21 protein-coding genes are annotated in these 21,243 nt (G+C 32.5%); 8 read left to right on the top strand and 13 right to left on the bottom strand.

Going from position 1 to position 21,243, the window contains the following annotated elements; translation table 11 throughout:
• Positions 1–75: 75 nt before the first annotated feature.
• From Q4Q40_RS11115 to Q4Q40_RS11100, 4 genes are read right to left on the bottom strand one after another with little or no spacing between them, the layout of a single operon-like run.
• Positions 76–1,245 carry an efflux RND transporter periplasmic adaptor subunit gene (locus tag Q4Q40_RS11115; protein WP_303301865.1) on the bottom strand — a complete coding sequence of 390 codons (1,170 nt, stop codon included), beginning with the start codon at positions 1,243–1,245 and terminating at the stop codon, positions 76–78.
• Positions 1,246–1,275: 30 nt separating this feature from the next.
• On the bottom strand, positions 1,276–1,536 hold the full coding sequence (locus Q4Q40_RS11110) for a four helix bundle protein (protein WP_303301864.1): 261 nt from the start codon (positions 1,534–1,536) through the stop codon (positions 1,276–1,278).
• Positions 1,537–1,566: 30 nt separating this feature from the next.
• The gene (locus Q4Q40_RS11105) at positions 1,567–2,886 is read right to left on the bottom strand and encodes a TolC family protein (protein WP_303301863.1); all 1,320 of its coding nucleotides are present in this window, start codon (positions 2,884–2,886) and stop codon (positions 1,567–1,569) included.
• Position 2,887: 1 nt separating this feature from the next.
• Positions 2,888–3,493, bottom strand: a complete 606-nt coding sequence (locus Q4Q40_RS11100; RefSeq protein WP_303301862.1) for a TetR/AcrR family transcriptional regulator — start codon at positions 3,491–3,493, stop codon at positions 2,888–2,890.
• A gap of 124 nt (positions 3,494–3,617) precedes the next feature.
• Between Q4Q40_RS11100 and Q4Q40_RS11095 the strand changes: the two genes are divergently transcribed.
• The 5 genes from Q4Q40_RS11095 (at position 3,618) to Q4Q40_RS11075 (ending at position 7,914) form a co-directional block, all read left to right on the top strand.
• Positions 3,618–4,592, top strand: coding sequence for a polyprenyl synthetase family protein (locus tag Q4Q40_RS11095; RefSeq protein WP_303301861.1), 975 nt, complete (start codon positions 3,618–3,620; stop codon positions 4,590–4,592).
• The gene (locus Q4Q40_RS11090) at positions 4,592–4,942 is read left to right on the top strand and encodes a hypothetical protein (protein WP_303301860.1); all 351 of its coding nucleotides are present in this window, start codon (positions 4,592–4,594) and stop codon (positions 4,940–4,942) included. The genes Q4Q40_RS11095 and Q4Q40_RS11090 overlap by 1 nt, the downstream gene beginning before the upstream one ends.
• 57 nt (positions 4,943–4,999) lie before the next feature.
• A complete protein-coding gene (locus Q4Q40_RS11085; RefSeq protein ID WP_303301859.1) occupies positions 5,000–5,434 on the top strand; it encodes an RrF2 family transcriptional regulator in 435 nt (144 codons plus the stop codon).
• A gap of 50 nt (positions 5,435–5,484) precedes the next feature.
• Positions 5,485–6,216: an iron-sulfur cluster repair di-iron protein gene (gene ric / locus Q4Q40_RS11080; RefSeq protein ID WP_303301858.1), complete on the top strand. Its 732-nt coding sequence runs from the start codon at positions 5,485–5,487 to the stop codon at positions 6,214–6,216.
• Between the two features lie 501 nt (positions 6,217–6,717).
• A complete protein-coding gene (locus Q4Q40_RS11075; protein ID WP_303301857.1) occupies positions 6,718–7,914 on the top strand; it encodes a hypothetical protein in 1,197 nt (398 codons plus the stop codon).
• A 133-nt stretch (positions 7,915–8,047) separates the two neighbouring features.
• Here Q4Q40_RS11075 and Q4Q40_RS11070 read toward each other — a convergent pair whose 3' ends face one another.
• From Q4Q40_RS11070 to Q4Q40_RS11035, 8 genes are all read right to left on the bottom strand, one after another.
• Positions 8,048–8,830 carry an ABC transporter permease gene (locus Q4Q40_RS11070; RefSeq protein ID WP_303301856.1) on the bottom strand — a complete coding sequence of 261 codons (783 nt, stop codon included), beginning with the start codon at positions 8,828–8,830 and terminating at the stop codon, positions 8,048–8,050.
• A complete protein-coding gene (locus Q4Q40_RS11065) occupies positions 8,823–9,530 on the bottom strand; it encodes an ABC transporter ATP-binding protein (RefSeq protein ID WP_303301855.1) in 708 nt (235 codons plus the stop codon). The genes Q4Q40_RS11070 and Q4Q40_RS11065 overlap by 8 nt, the downstream gene beginning before the upstream one ends.
• Entirely contained in the window at positions 9,524–10,759 is a 1,236-nt protein-coding gene (locus Q4Q40_RS11060; RefSeq protein WP_303301854.1) for a nitrous oxide reductase family maturation protein NosD, read from the bottom strand. The genes Q4Q40_RS11065 and Q4Q40_RS11060 overlap by 7 nt, the downstream gene beginning before the upstream one ends.
• A 4-nt stretch (positions 10,760–10,763) precedes the next feature.
• Positions 10,764–11,201, bottom strand: a complete 438-nt coding sequence (locus Q4Q40_RS11055) for a nitrous oxide reductase accessory protein NosL (protein ID WP_303301853.1) — start codon at positions 11,199–11,201, stop codon at positions 10,764–10,766.
• Positions 11,202–11,251: 50 nt separating this feature from the next.
• Complete coding sequence (locus Q4Q40_RS11050) at positions 11,252–11,848, bottom strand: hypothetical protein (RefSeq protein ID WP_303301852.1); 597 nt, start codon at positions 11,846–11,848, stop codon at positions 11,252–11,254.
• A gap of 239 nt (positions 11,849–12,087) precedes the next feature.
• Positions 12,088–14,052: a Sec-dependent nitrous-oxide reductase gene (gene nosZ / locus Q4Q40_RS11045; RefSeq protein WP_303301851.1), complete on the bottom strand. Its 1,965-nt coding sequence runs from the start codon at positions 14,050–14,052 to the stop codon at positions 12,088–12,090.
• Positions 14,053–14,080: 28 nt separating this feature from the next.
• Positions 14,081–14,650 carry a fasciclin domain-containing protein gene (locus Q4Q40_RS11040; protein WP_303301850.1) on the bottom strand — a complete coding sequence of 190 codons (570 nt, stop codon included), beginning with the start codon at positions 14,648–14,650 and terminating at the stop codon, positions 14,081–14,083.
• Positions 14,651–14,754: 104 nt separating this feature from the next.
• Positions 14,755–15,255, bottom strand: a complete 501-nt coding sequence (locus tag Q4Q40_RS11035; RefSeq protein WP_303301849.1) for a c-type cytochrome — start codon at positions 15,253–15,255, stop codon at positions 14,755–14,757.
• Between the two features lie 118 nt (positions 15,256–15,373).
• Between Q4Q40_RS11035 and Q4Q40_RS11030 the strand changes: the two genes are divergently transcribed.
• A complete protein-coding gene (locus tag Q4Q40_RS11030) occupies positions 15,374–15,805 on the top strand; it encodes an RrF2 family transcriptional regulator (RefSeq protein WP_303301848.1) in 432 nt (143 codons plus the stop codon).
• 247 nt (positions 15,806–16,052) lie between these two features.
• Here Q4Q40_RS11030 and Q4Q40_RS11025 read toward each other — a convergent pair whose 3' ends face one another.
• The gene (locus Q4Q40_RS11025; RefSeq protein WP_303301847.1) at positions 16,053–16,583 is read right to left on the bottom strand and encodes an alpha-ketoglutarate decarboxylase; all 531 of its coding nucleotides are present in this window, start codon (positions 16,581–16,583) and stop codon (positions 16,053–16,055) included.
• Between the two features lie 157 nt (positions 16,584–16,740).
• Here Q4Q40_RS11025 and Q4Q40_RS11020 point away from each other — a divergent pair, with 157 nt between their 5' ends.
• The gene (locus Q4Q40_RS11020) at positions 16,741–19,482 is read left to right on the top strand and encodes a 2-oxoglutarate dehydrogenase E1 component (protein ID WP_303301846.1); all 2,742 of its coding nucleotides are present in this window, start codon (positions 16,741–16,743) and stop codon (positions 19,480–19,482) included.
• Positions 19,483–19,528: 46 nt separating this feature from the next.
• Entirely contained in the window at positions 19,529–20,737 is a 1,209-nt protein-coding gene (odhB, locus tag Q4Q40_RS11015; protein WP_303301845.1) for a 2-oxoglutarate dehydrogenase complex dihydrolipoyllysine-residue succinyltransferase, read from the top strand.
• Positions 20,738–21,243: the final 506 nt, after the last annotated feature.

Here is a 21,243-nt window from a genome sequence, read left to right as displayed (position 1 = left end):
TGCGAAGGCAGGAATCTAATATTTAGAAACTGAATTTTAATAAAATGGATTCCTGCCTTCGCAGGAATGACAAGTTTATTCTACAACAAGTATTTTTATATCTTGTCCATCTTTAACACTTCTAGCACCTTCATCAATAATCTCACTTCCATTTGATAAACCAGAAAGAACTTCAATGTCATCGCCTTGTGTTTTTCCTGTTGTGATGATAACACGTTTCGCTTTTGCTTTATTTTCAACTTTATTGGTCACAGTATATACATATTGATCACCTTCTGCATTTTCTGAAATAATACTTTGTGGTATTAGTATCGCTTTTTCGTTTGTATAATCATTAATCTTAAGCTTCGCTGTTAAATTAGGCTTAATAGATTTGTCTTTATTTGAAACAGCTACTTCAATTTTAAAGGTTCGGTTGGCTGGGTTTATAAAGTTTCCAGCTTGGCGAATTTCAGCATCTATCTTTTTTCCTAGTATTGGAAATTCTACCTGTACATTTTTTCCAGGTGTTATATTAGAAATATAACGTTCTGGCACATCAGATTCAATGTACATGTCTTGAAGATTTACAATTCTAAAAAGCTGAGACTGACCAGGAGCAACAACACTTCCTTGCTCTGAAATTACATCGTCTATAGTACCAGAAAAAGGGGCGCGAACAACTGTTTTTCCAACTTGTTGTTGTAATTGATTAACGGCTCTTTGTTGTGCTTCGTAGTTAGATTTAGCTTGTAAATACTGAATTTCACTACCAATTTTCTGATTCCATAAGCGTTCTTGACGCTCAAAAGTTGTTTTTGCTAACTCAGCTTGAATTTGTAGTTGTGCTACTTGTTGGCTTAATCCGCCATCATCAATTTTTGCTAACATTTGTCCTTTAACTACTTTCTGTCCTTCTTTAACGTAAACTCTTGCTAAGGTTCCAGAATACTCTGGGTATATTACAAGGTTTTTCTTTGTGCTTACATTTCCTTGCAATTCTACAAAGTGATTGAAAATACCTTCTTTAGCAGCAAAGGCTGTTATTAAAGGAACTCTTTCCTGTGGATCCAGTTTTTTAATTTCTAATTGTAATTGTTTTAATTGTGAAGAAATTTCTTGAGCAGAAGCATCTAACTCCGTTTTCTTTTGTCTTATTTGCTCTAAATTTCCAGAAGCTATAATATCTTCAACAGACATTTTTTTATCGCTCCCACAAGAAGTTAAAAGTAGTGTTACGATTACTAGTGAATATATATTTTTCATTTTTAATTGAGTTTAATAGGTTGATTTTGTTTATGAGTTTATTTTTGATTGTGATTTATATAGGTCATCAAGCATAGCGGTTATTTCTGTAAACCTTGCTTTGTCTTTTGCTGAATGTCTTCCAGTTTCTTCTGCAATGTTTGATGAAATTGAAATAGTACATCTTCTCATTTGACTAATTAATCCAAAGGGTTCATCGTCAGGGAATAACTTTGTTAATTTATATGTTTTAACAGCTAATTTTATTGATTTTTGCCAAACGGATAATTTTTCGAAAGAATATGTTTTCATCTTTATTTTTTTTAAACTTTAAACAATAAACTAATCAACTTTATTTAATACGGTTTCTAATTCAGCTTTTTTGTTTATAACATCAAGCATAGCCTGTAAAAATTCTTGTTGAGAACTGTACAGTTGTGTTTGCGCTTGTCTTAACTCAAAACTTGAAGCAATACCTTCAAAAAACTTAGTTTGATTTTTCTGTTCGATACGTTCTGCCAGATTTAAATTTTGTTTTTTGTTGTCGTAATCTTCAATAGCAAATTGATAATCGCTTTTAGCTGATGCTATTTGAAGTTTTAATTTTTGCTGCGTTTCTGTTAGATCCTCTTTGGCTTTTTCAAGATTAATTCTAGCACGTTGTGTTGACGCGCTTCTTTTTCCTGAACTAAAAATAGGGATGTTCATACTAACTCCAAAAGCAGCAGTTCCTGCCCAAATTTGGTTACTATCTAAAAATTTAAAATTTTGATTATTTCCAACATAAGAAGCGTTTGCAAAAGCACTCAATGTTGGTAGTGCTTTGCTTTTTTCTAATTTTAAAAGAAGTTCTTTAGAAATTTTATCGTTTTCTGCAATTTTAAAATCTATATTGTTTTCAACCTTATCTTCAGCATTAAGAAGATCAAAAGTAATGTTTTGAGTTGTTAAACTTTCTAAATTATCAGTTAATACAGTTTTAGAATTTATATCTGTACCTAAAGTAATATTCAACATTTGGTAAGCTAAAGTTTTTAAGCGTGATGTATTGCTTAAATTACTTTCAACTCCAGATAATGTAATTTGTAACTGTTCTACACTTTCCTCTTCTTCTAAACCATTTTCATAAATTTTTGTAGTTTCGTCAAGGTTTTTCTTTAAGACAGCTATGTTGCGTTCTAAAATCTTAACACTCTCTTCAGCGAGTAAAACATTGCCATATGCATTAACAACGGCTTTTCTAATCTCTAAATCGGTTTTTTCTTTGGCATTTTCAGAAATTTCCAGGAATACTTTTGCAGATTGCAATCCGACTAAATAAGACCCGTCAAAAAGTAATTGATCCACTCGTATTGAAGGAGTAACAGATTGTTTAGCTCCGAAATCTATAACACCATCTTGGTCAAAATCTATGGCGTCAAATTGTTGTTTTATATTATTTTGATAATCTATATTAGCACTTATTTGTGGAAGTCCTGTTGCTGTGGTTTCCCATTTTTGTTTTTCGGCTACTTCAATATCTCGTGTAGCATTTTTTGCAGTTCTATTATTTTCTAATGCAAAGTTTATGGCTTCTTGTAAAGAAAAACTTTTGGTGTTTTCTTGAGAAAACATGGCAATAGAGCATAATAAACTAAATATTAAAATTAGTTTGTTCTTCATTTCATGATTGATTTGATGTTATAAATTTGTTTAAATATTCTAATCCTTTAGGAGTACATATGCCTCTTAAATGATATTCTAAATAGTTTTCCATAAGCATTGGCATGGTGAAGTCTTTATTGGGAAATAACTCTTTGTCTTTTATTGCTAATATGAGTGAGAAATAAATTCTTGAAATAAACTCAACATGTATCGATTTTCTATAAAGCCCAAGATCGATGCCTCGGTTAAGGTTATCAATAACACATGTTTGCATGATCTCGAATTGTTTGTTTTTTAAAGTATTAAATATGTTTGGGTAATATTTTTGTAATTGGTATTGGGGTGAGGATTTTTCATCTTTTAAATGTTCCATCACGAATTGTTTAATACTAAAAGTTTCTTCAATAGGGTTTTTTCCTAAAGAACAAATGTTGTCTATACCTTGTGATATAAAATCGAACAAGCATGTAGAACAGGCTTCGACTAACTTAATTTTATTGTCGAAGTGCTGGTAAATAGTTTTTTTAGATATGCCCAGGTTGTTAGCAATATCATCCATGGTAACACTCTTAAAACCATAGTTTAAGAATAAATCTGTTGCGCCTAATAATATTTTGTCTCTCATAATCAGGCACAAAACTAGTGAAGGAAACTTTAGAAACCTAAAAAGTTTCTGTAGTTTTAATAATTATTTAACATATCATTTGTATTAGGCTTTTAAATGTGATGAATTCCTTTATTTTTGCTAAATGCTATCAATAGAGAAATATCAAGAAGAGTTTGTTGCATATTTAGAAGAATATGCCACTATTAAGGAACCTGAAAATCTATATATCCCTATTCAATATATCTTAGGCTTGGGGGGTAAAAGGTTGCGCCCCGTTTTAACTTTAATGACTGCCGAGATTTTTAATAGCGATTATAAGAAAGCTTTAGATGCTGCATTAAGTATTGAAGTTTTTCATAATTTCTCGTTGGTTCATGACGATATTATGGATGATGCTCCTTTGCGCCGCGGACAGGAAACTGTACACGAAAAATGGGACATTAATAGAGGGATTCTTTCTGGAGATGCTATGTTGATTATGGCGTATCAATTATTCGAAAATTATGAAGCCAATACGTTTCAAGCTTTAGCAAGATTGTTTAGCAAAACGGCGATAGAGGTTTGTGAAGGTCAGCAATATGATGTTGATTTTGAAACCAGAAACGATGTTACTATCCCAGAGTATTTAAAAATGATTGAATACAAAACTGCTGTTTTGGTGGGAGCAGCTATGAAAATGGGAGCTATTGTTGCTAATGCATCTGAGGCTGATCAAAATAGTATTTATGAATTTGGACGACATTTAGGTGTTGCCTTCCAGTTACAAGACGATTATTTGGATGCTTTTGGGAATCCAGAAACATTTGGAAAGCAGGTTGGCGGTGATATTATTGAAAACAAAAAGACCTATTTATACTTAAAAGCTTTGGAGTTTTCTAGTAAAGAAGATCAACTCAAGTTAAGGGACTTATTTAATACAACCCCTAAGAATAATGATGCCAAAATTAGTATAGCTAAGCAAATTTTTAATACTTCTGGAGCATCAAACGTCACTCAAGAAGAAATAAAAAATTATACCAATAAAGCCTTTTTGGTTTTAGAATCCTTAGATATTTCTGAAGAGAAAAAAACACTTTTATATGATTTTGGTACTGACTTAATGAATAGAAACGTTTAATGAAATTACCTACTACTTTCGAAAATCTAATTGAAGAAGCCAATCAATTAGGTTTATATAAAAAATTAATTATTCAACTTAATAAAGATTTTCTTTTAGCTAATCTCGATTTAGATTTTCATGAAGAAGTGCTGCCTTCAAGTTTGAAATTGATACTCCACGAAGCGGTTTATAAGTTAATTCAAGAAAAATTCACCGAATATTTGAATCTGCTTTATATTATTGATGTTCCCGAAAAAGAGGTTAAAGCCTTAAATGGAGATGATCTATTAGAGTTGTCGGAAGCCGTGTCTTTTTTAATCCTTAAACGCGAATGGCAAAAAGTATGGTTTAAAAACAATTTTAATTAGGATAGTCTTGTCCTAATTAAAAAAATCACTTATTTTTGTATCAAATTATAATCAATTATGTTTTCTAAAGCCTGTGAATATGGTATTAAAGCGTCAATTTTTATTGCGCTTAGTTCTTATAAGGGAGTTCGTGTTAGCCTTAAAGGTATAGCCAAAGAAATTAATTCCCCCGAGGCATTTACTGCTAAGATTCTTCAGGATTTGGTAAGGCATGATGTTATCAATTCTATAAAAGGAGCTCATGGTGGTTTCGAAATTGAAAAAACGTTAATATCTTCAATAAAATTATCACATATAGTAAACGCTATTGATGGTGATTCTATTTATAGTGGTTGTGGGTTAGGGCTTGATACTTGTGATGAAGATCATCCATGCCCGGTTCACCATAAGTTTAAGTCTGTTAGGGAAGAATTAAAGTTTATGTTAGAAAATACGAATCTTGAGGAGTTGGCTCTTAATATTAAGTCGGGAGCATCATTTTTAAAAATGTAAAAAAAATTAACTAAAAATAGGATAAAATTATCCGAATTAAAATAATTATTATGGAAACAATACTTAAAGATTCACAAAAACAAATCGGACAATTTGTTGCCGAAGATTTTAGAACGGCTGCAATTTTTAGTAACTATGGTATCGATTTTTGTTGTCGCGGACATAGAACAGTGGAAGAGGTGTGCGATAAAAATGGTATAAACACATCTGAACTATTAGATAAACTTCAGAAGGTTTTAAGTGCTACTACGGAGCAGAACATAGATTATAAATCATGGCCATTAGATTTGTTGGTTGATTATATTGAAAAAAAACACCATCGCTATGTTGCAGAGAAAGTGCCTGTGTTACTTCAGTTTTTGGACAAGCTTTGTAAAGTTCATGGAGAAAGACATCCTGAATTAATTAAAATCAATGAACACTTTAAAGCGTCTGCAGGCGAGTTGGCTGCACATATGAAAAAGGAAGAATTAATTCTGTTTCCATTTATTAAAAAAATGATTCATGCAACTATTAGCCAATCAGGAATACAAGCGCCTCATTTTAGAACCGTAGAGAATCCAATAACCATGATGAAGGAAGAGCATGATAATGAAGGAGTACGTTTTAGAGAAATTGCAGAATTAACAAACAACTACAACCCGCCTGCAGATGCTTGTAATACTTTTAGGGTTACTTATGCCATGTTAGAGGAATTTGAAAAAGATTTGCATTTGCACATTCATTTGGAGAATAATATTTTATTTCCAGAGGCCATTAAATTAGAGAAACAGTTTGGTTAATAGTGAGTTCTAAATTAATTTGTAATCGTTTGTTCAGAGCGCAGCGAAGAATCTTTATAATTAATTTCTATAGATTCTTCAGTCGTACCTCCTTCTGAATGAACAAACCTTTTGCAAACATAGGATGAACACGAACCTTTTGAGCAAAAATGGAGTTGCCATCATCCAGAAGCCTACCTAAGAATCGGCAGACAGGGGGGGTACGACTGAAGAATCTGGAAATTATTTTTATTTACCAATAAGTATATAAATGTAGTAGTTATATGGATTTTTAGTTTTTGTTTGATAAAGTAAAGTGAGATTCTTCGACTCCGACAATTGTCGGAATGCCTCTGGATGATGTGGTATCTTAGATGTCTAACTTAGTACTTTCTAAGTGGATGCCCGCCATAGTTTATCTTGAGCGAAGACGAAAGGAAGGAATGATAAAACAAACCAATTAATAGGTTAAATTTGTTTATTTAAACCGAACTTATCTTTTAAATAAGAGAAATAAATTTTATGCCAAAAAAACTTGTAATTACATGTTTAATTAATTTCCTGATAGCTGCTCTAATGGGGTTGGTATTAAGATATACGCATATTAACTCAATATCTTTTAATTATAGGTTTTTAACACATGCGCACTCTCATGTGGCCATGTTGGGTTGGGTTTACCTTATGTTGTTTACCCTTTTTGTACATTATTTTGTTCCTGAAAAAAGGGCTATATACAATCGTTTATTTTGGGTTACAGAATTTGCTGTTGTTGGTATGATGCTAAGTTTTCCTTTGCAAGGTTATGCCGTTGTTTCTATATCATTTTCTACATTGCATATATTCTGTAGTTATTATTTTGTTTACCTTATCTGGAAACATCAAAAAGCCGATTCGTTAGTAACCCGTTATTTACTACGAGCTTCTCTTTTGTTTATGCTCTTGTCTACCGTTGGCGTTTGGTGTTTAGGTCCTGCTGTATCAATACTTGGTCAGGCTTCAGCATTTTATCAAATCGCAATACAATTCTTTTTACATTTTCAGTTTAATGGTTGGTTTTTAATAGCCGTTTTTGCTATACTTTTTCATGTATTACATATTCAGAATTCTAAGCAATTTCAATATTTTTTTTGGGTATTGATAGCTTCAACAATCTTAACTTTAGCTTTGCCAGTACAATGGTTTGCACCTCATGATGTGTTGTTATATATTAATGGTATTGGGGTGTTTCTTCAAATAGTGATGTTGTTTTTCTTTTTTAAACTGATACATCCAAAACTACAAGGCGTTTTTAAGAAGCAACCAAAACTTATAAATGTCACACTTGGTTTTGCGATATCTTTTTTTGTATTAAAAACAGTTTTAGGTTTATTATCGCTATTCCCTGAATTTTCAACTGGAGTTTATCAGCATCGCAATTTTATAATTGGATTTATCCATTTAGTCATGTTGGGTGCTATTTCTGGGTTTTTGTTTGCCTACATATTACAAAGTCGATTGGTAACCTTCAACAGAATTTTAAATGCAGGGGTCTTCATTTTTATTTTCGGTTTTATTTTTACCGAATTAATCTTAGGTATTCAAGGGTTCATGTTTTATTTCAAACTAGGGTTATTACCAAACTATTACCTGCTATTGTTTCTATTTAGTTTGTTATTACCTATCGGAATTGTTTTTATTATAATTAATATTATTAGAACGAAACAAGTTATTGTGGTTTGATGTGACAAATGTTAATGTATAGATAATAAATAGATATATTTAAAAAAGAATACTAATACTATAAAAGGCAGACATAAATTTTGCGTGTTTATATTTATTGCCTTTTAATGGTTACATGTAATTTTTAGTTTAACTAAAAGTCTTTCTTTTTCGATTTTATTACAATTCGCAATACAGGTAAAACAACCCAAATGCTTAGCATTATAAAAGATATAATGAGTCCGAAATTGGTTCCAAAGAATTTTTTAAAGACAGCTCCAGTATATCCTAACAATGCTGAAATATCCAATTTTAACAAAATGAGTGTTCGGGATAAATCTATGGGGTTTAGCATGGTGCCAACTAAAGATAGTTTGTCTAATGGGTAATCTTCAAACAATACCAAAGACATTAAAAACAAGCCGTCGTAAATAATGGCTAAAAACAGCCAAAGTAATATGGCATATCCGAAACCTTTAATCTTATTTTCGTTGGTGAGTGCGATATTAAAAGCCAATGCTGTAAAAATGAGCGTTAAAAATGTTCCTGTAATAAGTAGTAACGAGAAATCCCAAATGGCATTCGATTTGAATAAACCATACGCAATAAATGGGATGCCTAAGCCAAAAATTAAACTCATGGATAAAGAGATGGCGACGCCTAAGTATTGTCCTAGAAATATGGACGAGCGTTTTAAGGGTTGTGCTAATAATAGTTCTGTAAATTCTTTGGAATTATAATAATACATCACACCAAAAATGGTTCCTATGAGAGGGACTAGCACGATAATGACATTCATTAATGTAATGACTGCTTTTGATAAATCGTTATTAAGAAATAGTAAAACGATTCCTAATAATAAGTAGAAAGCAAAATAGACATAACTCCAACGGCTACGCATTAAATCGAAAAAACTATATCTTAGTATTTTAAGCATGATTTTCTATTAAAATGGATGCGATGGCGTGTTCAAAATCTGGTTGATTGGTTTTGTTTTTTAATTCTGAAATAGAACCTTTAAAGTAAATCTGTCCTTCTAAAAGAAATACAATTTCATCTGAAACCTCTTCAACAAAACTCATAATATGAGAGGTGATTAGAATGGTTTTTCCTTTTGTTTTTTCTGTTTGGATTAACGCTTTTAATCGGATGAGCGAAATAGGGTCTAAGCCTGTAGTAGGTTCGTCTAAAATAATTAGAGGGCTATCAAACATAAAGGTTAAAACCAAATTTACTTTTTGTTTAGTTCCACCAGAAAGATTGCCTAGTTTTTTATCTAAAAAGGGCTCTAGCGTAAAGCGTTCGATTAAACGTTGGTCTTCATTGGTATGGCCTCGTAAATCTTTTATCATCTTAATAAGTTCTTTAACTTTTAAGTTGCTAGGAAAATTTGCAATCTGCGGTAAGTAGTCAATTTTATGTCTGTAACTGGAACTGTTTTTAATGTTTTTCCCAAGCACATTAATAGTCCCTTTATTTGGAATAACCATACCCAGAATAGATTTAATAAGTGTTGTTTTTCCCGATCCGTTTGGTCCAAGAATAGCAAAAATCCCCCCTTCTTTAATGTTTAAGTCAACGCCGTTTAGCACAACATTTTTATTAAATTTTTTATGTAAATTTTCAATGCTTACCATGTTATCCTCTTTGTTAATGGGTTTTTGTCTAGTAAGTTGTCGGGTGTGAAAACTGGTGAGACTTTTTCGGAAAAATCAATAATATCAATAAATAAACTGCGTAACAGAATAATGGTTTCTGGTGTTCTGTTTACAATGTATGAAAACAACTTTACGGGTCTGTATGGCACATCACCAATACCATTTTTATCCAGATCGTAACCAGTATAGCTAGTCCAGTAATTTTTATTAAAAACATTATCATTTATCTTACTGTTATATGAAATATCAAAAGAGTTGTAGAGAAAGTTATTTTCTGTAAAACTGTTAGTATAGCAGGCGCCACGGACTTTAATAGCCCATCCGTTATTGATAAAATTATTGTTTTTATAGATGATGCGGTTGGAACCTTCTATGTTAATACCTATGGTGTTTTCTTCAAAAGTATTTCCTATAATTTCAGCATCATTTATTTCTTTTAAAAGCATACCGTAAGATGCTGTTCCCCAGTTTTCTTTAAAAGTGTTATTTAACATCTTTATTTTTTTCGAAAACATAACGGCTACACCAGCACCGTTTTTTTCAAACGTATTATCCTGATAGATATCGTTGTTAGAAAACATAAAATGTAAGCCATAACGTAGGTTCTCTGCGCTAACATTATTCTTAATTAAACAATCATCAGAGAATTCTAAATAAATACCATCACGTACATGTTGTACATAATTGTGTTCAATTTCAATATTTTTACTATACCATAATTGAATCCCATTTCCAGAATTATATTCTTGAATAGCGTCTCCAATAATCTTGTTATGAAACACTTTTCCGTCTCGTGATTTTTCTATATAAATTCCAAAAAACAGCTTTTCTAAAACTAAATTTTGAATTACAAAATCCTTACTTCTTCTTACCCGAATGGCAGCATAGTCTTCGGTATAACTAGTGCCTACATTTATAATAAATAAGCCATCTACGGTTACATTATCGGAAACAATCGTTATAATTTCACCTTTTAGCTCACCGTCGATTACTGGGTAATTTTCACCAATAATGCTTAAAGGTTTGTCAACCAAAATATTGTGCTCTTTGTAAGTGCCTTTTTTTATCCGAATAGTGTCAAAATCTTTGGCAATTGAAATGGCCTTTTTTAAAGTTGAAACAACGCATGTGTTACAAACTTCAATATTTTGAGCATATATAGGGTAGACCATTAAAATGGCAGCGAAAAAAAGCAATGTGTTTTTCATAAGATTAGCCTTTTAAATGTGCTAATAATGCTTCCCAATTATATAATATTCCACCTTTTTCTTCCTGAGTTTTTTTAGCGTCTTCTTGAGATTTGAAAGCTGATAGGAATGCACCCATAGGACTCGGAATGTTTTTACTTATTAAGAATGTTGCTTGTGTGGCGTCTATTAAAACTTCTGGTTCTTTATAATTGTTCGATAAGTAAAGTTGAATTTTTGATGTGTCAAATTCTTTTATGAAATTGATCATGCATTCTGTAGCATCAAATTTATAGGTCTTGCCTTTTTTTGTAACAATTTCGGCCGCATGAACCTTGTCTACAATAGTCATTTTACAAAAATGACAACTGTCATTTCCGTAATCAATGGCTTGTGGTTTAACATTACAGCTAAAGAATAGCAGCAATAATGTTATTGTTGAATAGTATCTTAGTGTTTGCATGCTTTAGTGTTTTATCCCATCTTAAACCCTTCCCAAAAGGAAAGACTTGATTAAGATGAGTTTTTTTGTTTGTTTTTCTTTCCAGTTAAATAGGCTATGAAGGAAGCAGCAATTCCAAGTCCTAAGAAGAGCGCACCTAATCGTGGATAAGAATGTGCTTTGAAATTTAGGATGTCTTTACTACCAAAAAGAGGGGGTTGAAAGCCCATAACACTCCCATCTGGGTTTGTGAATTTCATAATGGCTTTAGGATCTAAATCATGACCATAATCGTGTTCCCATAGATAGAAATCATAGAGACCTGCACTGCTTAAAACGATCATTAAAATAAACCAAAACAGGAACCATTTATAATTGCCTTTAAAAGCAATTATTAGGCCTATAAAAGATGTAATAATAATTCCTATAGGGAAGATCTTAAATTCTGGGATCGCTTCAGGAATGTATTTCATTCCCACATAGTGATTCATTAAATTAATGTTTTTAATGTCATGTGGGTGTACATCGGAAAAATCATTAATATGAATATACATACCTAATGGCGTAGGGTATTGTGGTGCTTCTAGTGTTATTTTCCAAAGAGGAAAGAAGAATAACCCCAGTGGCAATAACACGGCGATAAGCATGATGATATTTGATCTTTTCATCTGTTAAAGTTCTCGTGGAAACGAGAATCTCGTTTTAAGTTATACTATTATTCTTTAGGGTATTAGCCTTATCTAAGAACATTAAACATTTAAATGTTAATTAGTGGAATGTTTTTAAGGTTCTTGCCTTCGCAGGAATTTTAGTATTTTAAAAAGAAAAGCGAGAGCGAAATAAATTACTCTCGCCTTTTTAAATAGGGAAATAAACACTAAAACAAAATTCCCCTAATATTATTTATCTATTCAATATCTTCACCAAGCGACCATTTTAATGGTGTGTTAGAGTTTGCTGGAGATACGCGAACATATCCTTGCATTTCTTGGTGTAATGCAGAACAGAAATCTGTACAATAAAAAGGCCATACTCCTATTTGTTTAGGTTCCCATAGGAAGGTCTCTGTTTGTCCTGGCATAATTAGTAATTCTGAGGTATTAGCTCCAATAATACTTACACCGTGAGGTACATCGTAATCCTGTTCTAAATTTGTTATATGGAAATATACTTTGTCTCCTACTTTAACTCCTTCAATATTATCTGGCGCAAAGTGACTCCGAATCGTGGTCATATAAATATGAACTGTTTTGCCATCTCTAACAACTTTTGTGTCTGCTTCATTTAAAGTAGCATATGGATGTTTATTGTCTTCTAATTTGAAAAGCTTTTTAGAACGTGGTTTTATTAGATCTGCAGGGCATCCAGCGGCATAATGGGGTTCTCCAACTGTTGGGAAATCTAATAATAATTCCATTTTCTCCCCAGAAATATCGTAAAGCTGGGCTGATTGTGTTACTTCAGGTCCTGTTGGTAAATAACGGTCTTTAGTAATCTTATTCATTGCTAACACATATTTTCCAAATGGTTTTTGAGAGTTTCCTCCAGGGATCATTAAGTGACCAACTGAATAGAAACAAGGTTGTCTGTCTACAACTTCCCAAGTTCCTAATTTCCATTTTACGACTTCAGAAGAAATAAAGAAGGTCGTATAGGCATTTCCTTTACCGTCAAATTCTGTATGTAAAGGCCCTAGACCTGGTTGTTCTACAACGCCAGCTAATACATCTTCGAAATTTAAGATAGGAATGCCGTAAGCATCACCAGCTACTTTATTGTTTTCAATGGCGGCTAGCATTTTAGTAAAAGAATGCACTGTTAAATTAGCCGATAGTTTTCCGTTACCAACAATATATTCGCCAGAAGGGTCGACGTCGCAACCATGTGGCGATTTTGGTGTTGGTAAGAAGTAAACAGCTCCAGGAACATCTAAAGGATTTACAACACGTACTTCTTTTTTCATAGTTGATGTTGCAGAATGTGTAGCTTCATCATATACATTATGTGCATAGTTTGCTGGCATCATAGTACCACCACCATTATTTACATAGTCTTCAATTTTTTTCCAGTTAACAGCGGCAATAAAATCTTTGTCATTTTGAGAGGCGTTTACTTCTAAAAGAGTACTCGCTTCTTCGGTATTATAAGTAGTAAAGAAGAACCAACCGTGAGATTTACCACGACCAGGATGCGATAAATCATAATCGAAACCAGGCATTATTAATTGGAATTTAATATCCATATGACCGTGTTTTGGGTCTATAGAAATAAAAGATAAAGCGCCTTTAAAGTTGCTTTTATAATCTTTTATAGGCATATCTTTTTGAGGTATTGGTATAGAAAAGCGAGTTCCTGCAACAACATACTCCGAATTTTCAGTTACAAAAGAAGAACTGTGGTTACCAGCACTATTTGGAACTTCAATGATTTCTGTAGTTTCAAAAGTCGATAAATCTATTTTTGCAATACGAGGTGTGTTATTACCATTAATAAACACCCAACGCCCATCTATTTCACCATTTGTTTGGGAAATGTCTGGGTGATGCGAATCATCCCAAGGCACAAAACCATGAGACGTGTTTAGCATCGGTTTTGTTTCTTCGTTATATCCATAAGCTTTTTCTGCATCTAGAGAGAATACAGGGATTACTTTAAATAAACGTCCAGATGGTAATCCGTAAACGGAAAGTTGTCCACTAAAACCACCAGATATAAAGGCGTAGAATTCGTCATGTTCTCCAGGAGCGACATAAACTTTTTCTGCTGCACTACTAGAAAGTGCTCCAGAGTTAGATTTTGATGCCGTATCACAGCTTGTAAATGCTACAAGAACACTTAATAAAGCAACAGTTGATTTTAAAATATTTCTCATTGTCTTTTAATTTAGTTAGTGTTTTTTATTATTCTGTAGGCAATAATACTTTATCAATTACATGTACAATACCGTTCCCTGCTGGGATACTCGCAATAATTTTAGCACCACCAATTAGCGGTTCACCATCTACAACTTCTACCTTAACATAGCCGTTGTTAGCTTGTCCTAGTTTTTTAAATTTTTTAAGAAAATCTTTTGAATAGTTTCCAGGGGTTACGTGGTATTTTAAGATATTAGCTAAAGCGTCTTTGTTTTCTGGCTTTAATAAGTTTTCTACAGTGCCTTCTGGTAAAGATGCAAATGCTTCATTTGTTGGAGCAAATACCATTAACGGTCCTGCATTTACTAAAGCATTCTCTAACGATGCTGCTTGAACTGCCGCGACCAAAGTCGTATGATCTTTAGAGTCAATGGCAATATGTAAAACGGTTGGTTTCCCTTCATCATCTTTAATAAAAGCTTGGCCAGTTTTTTCTGTTGCAGGTGTTACTTGTTCAGGTTTTGAACTCGTTGGGATCTCTTTGTTTTCGTTTTTACAAGCGGTGAATGCTATAATACACAACAATGTAAGAACGGTTTGCTTCAATGTTTTCATCTGTGTTATATTTATTGTTAGTTAGTAATCAGATGGTATTCGCATAGAAACTATTTCGGTCTGCATTGAAATTTTTAACTATGCTAATTCTTATTTCATAGGGGCTATTTTAATGTTCTAAAGTATTCTAATATAGCTCTGGCATCTTCTTCAGATAAATTTTGATTTGCCATAGGAGATCCATTAAATTCAATAAGTAATGCTTTTGCTAATGGATCTTTTTGTACCATTTCATCAGGATTCAATATCATATTCATAATCCATTCAGGTGAGCGTCTGCTTAAAATATTTGTTGGAGCAGGACCAATGAATTTTTTATCTAGTCTATGGCAAGCAGTACACAATTTTTTAAATACATCTGCACCGTGAGTTACCATGGTTTGATCAATTTCAGAAGGAAGACTTATAGAAGTGATTGGACCAACACCTTTATTTGCTAGATCTATTTTTTTTGAAGCAGGAACAGACTCATCTTTTTTTACTTTTTGTTCTGTAGGGGCTTTTTTCTCATAAGAGAACCCTTTTTTCTTCTTTTCTTCTTTACCGCCACAACTCATTAGAAGGGAAACAAATAATACCATTACAAAGTTTAGTGTTTTTTTCATAATTGATGTAATTTTGTGCCCAAATTTAAAGCCATATACTTTAATATAATATGATAAAAATCATATTTAGGACAAAAACATCCTTTTTATATTTGTTCTGGTTTTATTATATAAAAAAATGTTATCAAACTCATCAAAATACGCTATTAAGGCAGTATTGTTTTTAGCTTTAAATTCCAGTGAAAAAAATAAGGTTATGGCTAAGGACATCTCTCAACCCATAAATGTTCCACAAGCTTATATTGCTAAATTGTTGCAAGAATTGGTTAAAGAAAAAATAGTATCGTCTGTTAGGGGGGCTAAAGGAGGGTTTTATTTAGACGACAAAAATTTGAATCATTCTATAATGAGTATTGTGAATGTTATAGATGGGGAAAAAAGATTAAATTCTTGTATGATGAGTTTAAAAAAATGTAATGAAGAAAAACCTTGTCCGCTACATTCTATATTAAGCACTTCCAGGAGCCAAATATTAAACAGTTTAAAGTCTAAAACTATTAAAGATTTGGTTGAGGAAGTTGAATTAGGGAATGCTTTTCTTCCTCTTTAAAACCTGAGTTCGACGTAAGGAAAATGAGGTTGTTTTTTAAAACACTGTTTATTAAATTTTTATATTAAACAAGTGGATTCCTGATATCTGAAACATATTCAAATCTATTAGTTTCAAGCTAAAAACCAATAAGTATACCATCTTCTTCCTTAAATTATCATAAACTAGCTAGCTAGTCTATGATAATTATAAGTTGAATCTAGCATATTTATTGCCTTTTATCTACGATCCTACGTCGAACTCAGGTTTAAAAATAGAATCTTACAAAAGGGACCCAAGGATCAATATAAATGCTTTTATTTTCGTCATATAAAACATCGTATCGTATTCCAAAAGTAACATTGCCATTTCTATAACCAGCACCAAGAAATAAGGCAGGTGACCAATAATTTTCGTTTGGAATATTTAAATTAAAATTATAGCGTCGGTTCACATTAAGTTGTTCAAATTCTGCCGAAAGTTGTATCTCATCAATTACATTAAATAATCCGAGTAAACTACCTCCTAAAATAGTTGATTTATAAACACCTTTTTGGTTATCGAAGGTTCCATTGAGTCCTAAACCTAAAGCAAAGGGTTTATCAAATTCGTAAATAGCACTAGGAGCAAGGGTTCCGCTAAAAAAATTATTACTAAAATTTAATCCAATACCACCACCAAAACGTACATGACTCCAAAAATAACTATTTTTTTGCTGCGCCATTAAATTAGTTAGACTAAACAAAATAATAATGATAATTAATACTGTTTTTTTATTAATGTTAAGAAATGTCTTCATGAAATCAGAAATCGTTAAAAAATTAACATGTAATAATATGATATTCGTTAAAAGGCTATTACATGCTTATAAATATAGTCAAAGAAACATCTAATTTTAGTAAAAGTTGTATTTTTGGAGAATATTTTGACTAACCTACACGGTATTAAGAATAACAATGGATAAATTTTCATTTTTAAACGCGGCACACACAGCATATTTTGCTGATTTATACGATCAATATTTACAAAACCCTGATGCGGTAGAACCAAGTTGGAGAGCTTTTTTTCAAGGTTACGATTTTGGTAGCGAAAACTATGGCTTAAGTGGCGAGATTGTAGAAGGTGTTTCTACTCAAATTCCAGAACACGTTCAAAAAGAATTCAATGTCGTTAGACTTATTGATGGTTACAGAATGCGGGGTCATTTGTTTACTAAAACAAATCCTGTAAGGGAACGTAGAAGTTATTCACCTACTTTAGATTTAGTAAATTTCGATCTTTCCGAAAACGATTTAGATACTGTTTTTAATGCAGGAGAAATTTTAGGTATTGGTGTTAAAACCTTGCGTAGAATAATTGTTCATTTAGAAAATATCTATTGTAGTTCTATTGGCGTTGAGTATATGTATTTGCGAAACCCTGAGGTGATTCGTTGGTGGCAGGAACAGCTTAATAAAAACGATAATCAACCTAATTATTCGGTTGAAACCAAAAAATATATTCTTTCTAAATTAAACCAAGCTGTAACGTTTGAAAACTTTTTACAAACCAAATATGTAGGGCAAAAACGTTTCTCTTTAGAAGGAGGAGAGTCTTTAATACCAGCTATTAGTAATGTGCTTTTTTCTTCAGTAGAAAAATACGGTGTAAAAGAATGTGTTTTAGGAATGGCGCATCGTGGACGTTTAAGTACGTTAGTTAATATTTTTAGAAAACCAGTAAACGAACTTTTTAGTGAGTTTGATGGTAAAGATTTTGAAGATGAGAATATTGATGGTGATGTAAAATATCATTTAGGTTTAACATTAGATAAAACGTATCAAAACGGAAAGAAAATAAAGATGAATTTGGTTCCAAATCCATCCCATTTAGAAACTGTTGCTCCAGTAGCAGAAGGCATTACACGAGCAAAGATTGATACGGATTATGATGGTGATAATTCAAAAATAGTACCCATTATTGTACATGGAGATGCTGCTATTGCTGGTCAAGGCGTTGTATATGAAGTAGGGCAAATGAGCCAATTAAATGGCTATAAAACAGGGGGGACTATACATATTGTAGTTAATAACCAAATAGGTTTTACTACTAATTATTTAGATGCGAGGTCTAGTACCTATTGTACCGATATTGCTAAGGTAACTTTATCACCTGTTTTGCATGTTAATGCGGATGATGCTGAGGCTGTAGTACATGCTGTTGAAATGGCTTTAGAATATAGAATGCGTTATAAAAAGGATGTTTATATAGATTTATTAGGCTACCGTAAATATGGGCATAACGAAGGTGATGAACCTCGCTTTACGCAACCAAAATTGTATAAAAAAATATCAAAACATGCCAATCCGTTTAAAATATACTCTGATAAATTAATTGCAGAAAACACTATAGATAAAGCTTATTTAGATAAAATTGTTGCAGATTTTAAAGAGACACTAGAAAGCGAATATGCAAAATCTAAAAAAGCAGAGTCTTCAAAAGTTAGAGAGTTTATGCAAGAGCGTTGGACAGCGTTTGAGCGTAAAGGCTTAGATGGGATGCTTGAAACCGTTAAGACTGCGTATCCAAAAAATAAATTAGAAGGTATTTCGAAAGTGGTTTCGACAGTTCCAGAGGGGGTTAAATTTTTGCGTAAAGCGGAAAGAATTCTTGATGGACGTAAAAAAATGGTTTTTGAAACCGACACATTGGATTGGGGAATGGCTGAAACTTTAGCCTATGGTAGTTTGATGGAGGAGGGCTTTAATGTGCGTATCTCAGGTCAGGATGTGGAGCGTGGAACCTTCAGTCACCGTCATGCTATTTTACGTGATGAAATATCAGAAGAACGTATTAATTTATTAAATATAAATCCAGAGAATAAAGGTAAAATGGATATTTATAATTCCTTTTTATCTGAATATGGTGTCCTTGGTTTTGATTATGGTTATGCCATGGCTAACCCGAATACGTTAACCATATGGGAAGCACAATTTGGTGATTTTAGTAATGGCGCACAGATTATTTTTGATCAATATTTATCGGCTGCAGAAGATAAATGGAAATCTCAAAATGGTATTGTTGTTTTATTACCTCATGGGTATGAAGGACAAGGATCTGAGCATTCGTCTGCTAGAATAGAGCGTTATTTACAATTGTGTGGAGAAGATAATATGATTGTTGCAGATTGTTCTACACCAGGAAACTTTTTTCACTTATTGCGTCGTCAAATGAAACGTGATTTTAGAAAACCATTAATAGTATTTACGCCTAAAAGTTTGTTGCGTCATCCTAAAGCTGTGTCATCCATAAATGAATTAGCTAATGGTGAATTTGAAGAAGTTATAGATGATACTATTGATCCTAAAAATGTAAAAAAATTAGTTTTCTGTACTGGTAAATTCTATTATGATTTATTAGCAGAAAGAGAATCATTAGAAAGAGAAGATGTTGCTTTGGTAAGAATTGAGCAATTGTTTCCATTGCATTTAGAAAGAATACAAGAGGTTATAAACAAGTATCCAAATGTAGAAAAATATGTTTGGTCGCAAGAAGAACCTAAAAACATGGGGGCTTGGAGCCATATGGCACAACGCATGGATTTGGTTAAGTTAGAAGTCGCTTCAAGACCATATAGTTCGGTGCCAGCACCAGGATCAAGTACACGAGATAAAAGAAGACAACAATCTGTAATTGATGCTGTTTTCAATATCGACTAGTTTATATTAAAAAGAAATAATTCATATACAATTAAAATTATAAAGAATGATTTTAGAAATGAAAGTGCCTTCGCCAGGGGAATCCATTACAGAAGTGGAAATAGCAACATGGTTAGTGGAAGATGGAGATTATGTTGAGAAAGATCAGGCTATAGCTGAGGTAGATAGTGATAAAGCAACATTAGAATTACCAGCAGAAGTTAGTGGAATAATTACGCTTAAAGCTGAAGAAGGTGATGCTGTTGAGGTTGGAGCTGTTGTATGTTTAATAGATACGAGTGCTGCAAAACCTGAAGGGGCTGCTCCTGCAGAAGCCAAAAAAGAAGAAGCACCAAAAGCTGAAACACCAAAGCCAGCTGCTACTGAAGCAAAAACATATGCAACAGGTTCTGCAAGTCCAGCAGCTAAAAAGATTTTAGCAGAAAAGGGTATGGATGCAGCTTCTATTTCTGGAACAGGAAAAGACGGAAGAGTTACTAAAGAAGATGCTGTAAACGCAGTACCTTCTATGGGAACACCAACTGGAGGTAGTAGAGGAACATCGCGAAGTAAAATGTCTATGTTACGTCGTAAGGTGGCAGAACGTTTAGTTGAGGCTAAAAATACAACAGCTATGTTAACCACTTTTAATGAGGTTGATATGTCTCCTGTTTTTGCATTACGTTCTGAATATAAAGAAACATTCAAAGCCAAACATGGTGTTGGTTTAGGATTTATGAGTTTCTTTACATTGGCAGTTGTTAGAGCTTTACAAATGTATCCTGCAGTAAACTCTATGATTGATGGGAAAGAAATGTTGAGCTATGACTTTTGCGATATTAGCATCGCTGTTTCTGGACCAAAAGGATTAATGGTTCCTGTAATGCGGAATGTAGAGAATTTAAGTTTTAGAGGTGTTGAGGCAGAAGTAAAACGTTTAGCGATTCGTGCTCGTGACGGACAAATTACAGTTGATGAAATGACAGGAGGAACTTTTACAATATCTAATGGTGGTGTATTTGGTAGTATGCTATCTACACCTATTATTAACCCACCTCAAAGTGCTATTTTAGGAATGCATAATATTGTAGAACGACCAGTAGCAATAGATGGAAAAGTGGAAATACGTCCAATTATGTATGTGGCGCTTTCGTATGATCATAGAATTATTGATGGTAAAGAAAGTGTAGGCTTTTTGGTTGCTGTAAAAGAAGCTTTAGAAAATCCAGTAGAATTGTTAATGAATAATGATGTTAAGAAAGCTTTAGAGCTTTAGTAAATATTTTATATTTTATAAATTAAAAGGAGCTATCAATTGCAATTGATAGCTCCTTTTTAACTAATAGACTAATATGAAAATTAACTAAAACACATCATAAGGTTTATAGTAATAACAATAATTACTAAAACAGCTAATCCTATTATACAATATTTGTCAAGAATATCATTGTCTTTTTCCATTGTTATTACTTTAAAATTTATTAATCTTTTTTAAATGGTTAATGTTTAAATGTCTTTTTTTTTGATTAAAAACTCTGCGCCTAAGCAACGCAGAGTTTTGTAAAAAATTCTCTCTCAAAGAATTAATTAATAGCTTGGTAAAGGTATGTTACAAGGACGAAAAAAAAAATACGCACTTCTACGTATTTTTAATTTAGAGACTAGTTTTATAAAAAGCGAAAGCTCTAAATCATTACAATTTAGAGCTTCCAATAATTCTCCCTAAGAACTAATTAATAGCTCTACAAATATATGTCCTAGATATGAGATAAAAAATACGTA

The organism is Flavivirga jejuensis, assembly GCF_030540765.1.
GTDB lineage: Bacteria > Bacteroidota > Bacteroidia > Flavobacteriales > Flavobacteriaceae > Flavivirga > Flavivirga jejuensis.
This window is presented reverse-complemented; position numbering and strand designations above follow the sequence as displayed.

Bases quoted from the DNA above. Each gene is read 5' to 3' on its own strand.
- Q4Q40_RS11115 (WP_303301865.1), bottom strand. From the start codon at position 1,245: ATGAAAAATATATATTCACTAGTAATCGTAACACTACTTTTAACTTCT.
- Q4Q40_RS11110 (WP_303301864.1), bottom strand. From the start codon at position 1,536: ATGAAAACATATTCTTTCGAAAAATTATCCGTTTGGCAAAAATCAATA.
- Q4Q40_RS11105 (WP_303301863.1), bottom strand. From the start codon at position 2,886: ATGAAGAACAAACTAATTTTAATATTTAGTTTATTATGCTCTATTGCC.
- Q4Q40_RS11100 (WP_303301862.1), bottom strand. From the start codon at position 3,493: ATGAGAGACAAAATATTATTAGGCGCAACAGATTTATTCTTAAACTAT.
- Q4Q40_RS11095 (WP_303301861.1), top strand. From the start codon at position 3,618: ATGCTATCAATAGAGAAATATCAAGAAGAGTTTGTTGCATATTTAGAA.
- Q4Q40_RS11090 (WP_303301860.1), top strand. From the start codon at position 4,592: ATGAAATTACCTACTACTTTCGAAAATCTAATTGAAGAAGCCAATCAA.
- Q4Q40_RS11085 (WP_303301859.1), top strand. From the start codon at position 5,000: ATGTTTTCTAAAGCCTGTGAATATGGTATTAAAGCGTCAATTTTTATT.
- ric (WP_303301858.1), top strand. From the start codon at position 5,485: ATGGAAACAATACTTAAAGATTCACAAAAACAAATCGGACAATTTGTT.
- Q4Q40_RS11075 (WP_303301857.1), top strand. From the start codon at position 6,718: ATGCCAAAAAAACTTGTAATTACATGTTTAATTAATTTCCTGATAGCT.
- Q4Q40_RS11070 (WP_303301856.1), bottom strand. From the start codon at position 8,830: ATGCTTAAAATACTAAGATATAGTTTTTTCGATTTAATGCGTAGCCGT.
- Q4Q40_RS11065 (WP_303301855.1), bottom strand. From the start codon at position 9,530: ATGGTAAGCATTGAAAATTTACATAAAAAATTTAATAAAAATGTTGTG.
- Q4Q40_RS11060 (WP_303301854.1), bottom strand. From the start codon at position 10,759: ATGAAAAACACATTGCTTTTTTTCGCTGCCATTTTAATGGTCTACCCT.
- Q4Q40_RS11055 (WP_303301853.1), bottom strand. From the start codon at position 11,201: ATGCAAACACTAAGATACTATTCAACAATAACATTATTGCTGCTATTC.
- Q4Q40_RS11050 (WP_303301852.1), bottom strand. From the start codon at position 11,848: ATGAAAAGATCAAATATCATCATGCTTATCGCCGTGTTATTGCCACTG.
- nosZ (WP_303301851.1), bottom strand. From the start codon at position 14,052: ATGAGAAATATTTTAAAATCAACTGTTGCTTTATTAAGTGTTCTTGTA.
- Q4Q40_RS11040 (WP_303301850.1), bottom strand. From the start codon at position 14,650: ATGAAAACATTGAAGCAAACCGTTCTTACATTGTTGTGTATTATAGCA.
- Q4Q40_RS11035 (WP_303301849.1), bottom strand. From the start codon at position 15,255: ATGAAAAAAACACTAAACTTTGTAATGGTATTATTTGTTTCCCTTCTA.
- Q4Q40_RS11030 (WP_303301848.1), top strand. From the start codon at position 15,374: ATGTTATCAAACTCATCAAAATACGCTATTAAGGCAGTATTGTTTTTA.
- Q4Q40_RS11025 (WP_303301847.1), bottom strand. From the start codon at position 16,583: ATGAAGACATTTCTTAACATTAATAAAAAAACAGTATTAATTATCATT.
- Q4Q40_RS11020 (WP_303301846.1), top strand. From the start codon at position 16,741: ATGGATAAATTTTCATTTTTAAACGCGGCACACACAGCATATTTTGCT.
- odhB (WP_303301845.1), top strand. From the start codon at position 19,529: ATGATTTTAGAAATGAAAGTGCCTTCGCCAGGGGAATCCATTACAGAA.